Origin of the sequence: Cupriavidus sp. CuC1 (genome assembly GCF_044627735.1) — a bacterium.
Lineage (GTDB): Bacteria > Pseudomonadota > Gammaproteobacteria > Burkholderiales > Burkholderiaceae > Cupriavidus > Cupriavidus ulmosensis.
This window is the reverse complement of the sequence record NZ_JBIUHC010000319.1, coordinates 1-3,487: the sequence shown is the minus strand read 5'-3', so window position 1 is coordinate 3,487 and position 3,487 is coordinate 1. Positions and strand designations below refer to the sequence as shown.

The 3,487-nt window shown below is 66.6% G+C and carries 3 protein-coding genes; 1 reads left to right on the top strand and 2 read right to left on the bottom strand.

The features are described 5' to 3' along the window. Positions 1-92: 92 nt before the first annotated feature. Both ACGLHR_RS51045 and ACGLHR_RS51040 read right to left on the bottom strand, forming a co-directional pair. Complete coding sequence (locus ACGLHR_RS51045) at positions 93-1,076, bottom strand: fumarylacetoacetate hydrolase family protein (RefSeq protein WP_267605077.1); 984 nt, start codon at positions 1,074-1,076, stop codon at positions 93-95. A 78-nt stretch (positions 1,077-1,154) separates the two neighbouring features. Continuing rightward, positions 1,155-2,177: a Bug family tripartite tricarboxylate transporter substrate binding protein gene (locus ACGLHR_RS51040; RefSeq protein WP_400103667.1), complete on the bottom strand. Its 1,023-nt coding sequence runs from the start codon at positions 2,175-2,177 to the stop codon at positions 1,155-1,157. 260 nt (positions 2,178-2,437) lie between these two features. On the opposite strand from ACGLHR_RS51040, the gene ACGLHR_RS51035 reads away from it, so the two are divergent. After that, positions 2,438-3,274 carry an IclR family transcriptional regulator gene (locus tag ACGLHR_RS51035; protein WP_400103665.1) on the top strand — a complete coding sequence of 279 codons (837 nt, stop codon included), beginning with the start codon at positions 2,438-2,440 and terminating at the stop codon, positions 3,272-3,274. The last annotated feature ends 213 nt before the right edge of the window (positions 3,275-3,487 follow it).

The window sequence follows — 3,487 nt, the reverse complement described above, 5'->3', positions numbered from 1 at the left end:
ATTTCCGAATCCGGCGGCGATCCGAGCCGCTGAATCAGCGAATCGCCCCCAAAGTGGTTGTGAAGTGAACAGTATTGCGCCTAGGCCCGGTCTCAGTTCTTTGCCGACACCAGCTGGTCGATCGCGCCGAACACCGAGCGCCCTTGCGCATCGAACATCTCGATCTTGACCGCGTCGCCGTACTTCATGAAGCCGGTGACCGGCTGGCCGCCGTCGATGATCTCCAGCATGCGCTTCTCGGCGATGCAGCAGTAGCCCTTGCTGCGGTCGACGTTGGAGATCGTGCCCGAGCCGACGATGCTGCCGGCGCGCACATTGCGCGTCTTGCAGATATGGGCGATGAGCTGGCCGAAATCGAACACCATGTCGGTGCCGCAGTCGGGCGCGCCCACCTTCTTGCTGTTCCAGTGGACGGTCATCGGCAGGTGCACGCGGCGCTCGCGCCAGGCCTCGCCCAGCTCGTCGGGCGTGACCGCCACCGGCGAGAACGCCGTGGCAGGCTTGCTCTGGAAGAAGCCGAAGCCCTTGCCCAGCTCGGCGGGGATCAGGTTGCGCAGCGACACATCGTTGGCAAGCATGATCAGCCGGATGGCGTCGGCAGCCTGCTCGGGCTTGGCGCCCATCTTCACGTCGCCGGTGATGACGGCGATCTCGGCCTCGAAGTCGATGCCGAAGGCTTCGCTGGCGCACACGATATCGTCGTGCGGGCCGATCATGTCGTCGGAGCCGCCCTGGTACATCAGCGGGTCGGTCCAGAACTCCGGCGGCATCTCGGCGCCACGCGCACGGCGCACCAGCTCCACGTGGTTCACGTAGGCGGAGCCATCGGCCCACTGGTAGGCGCGCGGCAGCGGCGCCATGCATGCCCTGGGGTCGAAGGCGAAGGGATGGCGCGCGCGGCCCGCGTTCAGGGCATCGGAGACGTCCTGCAACTGCGGCGCGTAGAAGTTCCAGTCGTCCAGCACGGTCTGGAGCTTGCCGGCGACATCGTTGGCGTAATGGGCGGTCTTCAGGTCGCGCGAGACAACCACGAGCTGGCCGTCGCGCGAGCCGTCCTTGAGGGTGGCGAGTTTCATGTAAGCAGTACGTTAAGGAATGAGCAGATCAAGCAGATCAAGCGGAAAAAGCACGGAAAAAGCATAAAAAGCAGCCCGCTAGTCTACCGTGATGCCCTTGGCCTTGATCAGTTTGCCCCAGCGCTCGGCTTCGGCGCGCGCGTACTGCGCGAATTCCTCGGGCGTGCTGGAGACCGGCTCCACGCCGATGCCCTCGAAGCGCTTCTGCACCTCGGCGCTCTTGAGCGCCTTGACCAGTTCGGCGTTCAGGCGGGTCACCACCGGCTTGGGGGTGCCGGCCGGCGCCACCACGCCTTGCCAGGCATAGGCTTCGAAGCCGGGCACGCCGGCTTCGGCCACCGTCGGCACCGCGGGCAGGGCCGTCAAGCGCTTGGGCGTGGCCACGCCCAGCGCGCGCACCTTGCCGGCCGCCACGTTCTGCTGGCCGGAGGCGAGGTCAAGGAACATCAGTTCGACCTGGCCGGCAAGCAGGTCCTGCACCGCCGGCGCGGCGCCCTTGTAGGGCACGTGCGTCATCCTGGTCTTGGTCTGATCCATGAACAGCTCCATGGCCAGGTGATGCGGGCTGCCCGCGCCCGGCGAGGCGAAATTCACCTTGCCGGGGTTCTTCTGCACGTAGTCGATGGCTTCCTTGAGCGTGCGCGCCGGGAAGTTCGGCGTTGCTACCAGGATCAGCGGAAAGCGCGCCACCATCCCCACATGCACGAAGTCCTTGTCGGCGTTGTAGGGCAGCTTCTTGTACAGCGACGGATTGGCCGCCAGGGTGGCGGTATCGGCGGTCAGCAGGGTGTAGCCATCGGGCTTGCTGTGCGCCACCGCGTCGGCGCCGACAATGGTGGCCGCGCCCGGGCGGTTGTCGATCACCACCTGCTGGCCCAGCGCCGGGGTGATGGCCTGGCCCAGCGTGCGCGCCACCACGTCGGTGCCGCCGCCGGCCGGGTAGGGCACTACCCAGCGGATCGGCTGGGTGGGCCAGTTGTCGGCGGCACGGGCGGGCTGGAACGCGGCGGCGCCCAGCGTCAGCGCGGCTAGCAACGGCGCGGCGCAGGCGCGCCATGCTTGCAGGGCGGGGCGTTGGCCGAAGGGGGAAATGCGGGTCATCTTCGTCTCCTGTAGAAAGCGGCCGCGCCGCGCCATCTGGATTGCATGGCGGCATGCCCGCGCCGGTATTGGCCGGTGCCGAAGATATCGATTCGCCCCGACCTGTATTTGTGCGCTCAAAGTCTACCGACGGTTTAAAAATTGGTAAATCGATTTCGCTATAGTAAATTCATGGGCCGGCCAGCATGATTGCTTTGCGTGCGCGCAGCCGGAAATGTGAGTTATGCATTTCTTTTCTAATCCCTTGCCCCCGTTGCCGCATGACCGAACTTGAAGAAGACGATTCCAAGCTGCGTTCCGGCATCCAATCGATCGAGGTTGGCTTCAAGCTGCTGCAGGCGCTGGCCGCATCGCCGCGCGCCATGATGCTGCGTGACCTCGCCGCCGCCGCCGACATGAACCCGGCCAAGGCGCACCGTTACCTGGTCAGCTTCCAGCGGCTCGGCATGGTGGTGCAGGATCCGGTTGGCGGGCGCTACGACCTCGGGCCGTTCGCGCTGCAACTGGGCCTCGCCGGCCTGAACCGGCTCGATCCGGTCAAGAAGGCCCGCCCGATCCTGTCGCAATTGCGCGACGAAATGGACCAGACCATCGGCATTGCCGTCTGGGGCAACCACGGCCCGACCATCGTGCACTGGGAGGAATCCAGCCACCCGGTCACGGTCAGCCTGCGTCTGGGCGACGTGATGCCCATGCTCAACTCCGCCACCGGCAGGCTGTACGGCGCCTACCTGCCGAAACAACAAACGCGGCCGCTGGTCGAACGGGAACTGGCGGAGCGCGGCCATGACGATATTCCGGACCTGCCGCGCTCGCTGACCGACTATGACGTGGTCTGCGAAGACGTTCGCGCCCACGGCGCGGCGCGTGTCAAAGGCGGCGTGCTGCCAGGCATCAATGCGTTCTCGATGCCGGTGTTCGACGCCAACGGCCACGTGGCGATGGCGCTGATCGTGCTGGGCGCGCAGAGCGTATTCGATGCAGAATGGGGCGGTGCGGTCGACCGTCATGTGCGCGATATCGCCTGGCAGATTTCTTCGGAGCTTGGTTATCTTGGCGGCAGCCCGACGAGCGGGCCGAACGGCCCTCACCCGTAAGCCTACCTCGCGCCGCCTGCGCTGGGCGGTTGCGCTTGTGCTTGTGCTGGCCGCCCACCTGCTGGCAGTGCTGGGGCTGCTGCATATGCCCGGGCTGCCGCGGGACCCGACCGCGCTGCCGCCGCTCGAAGCCATCCTGCTGCCGCCGCCGGAGCCACCGGCTCCCGTGGCGCCGCCACGCCCGGCCCCGGCCGTGCAGAAGCGGCCCCCGGC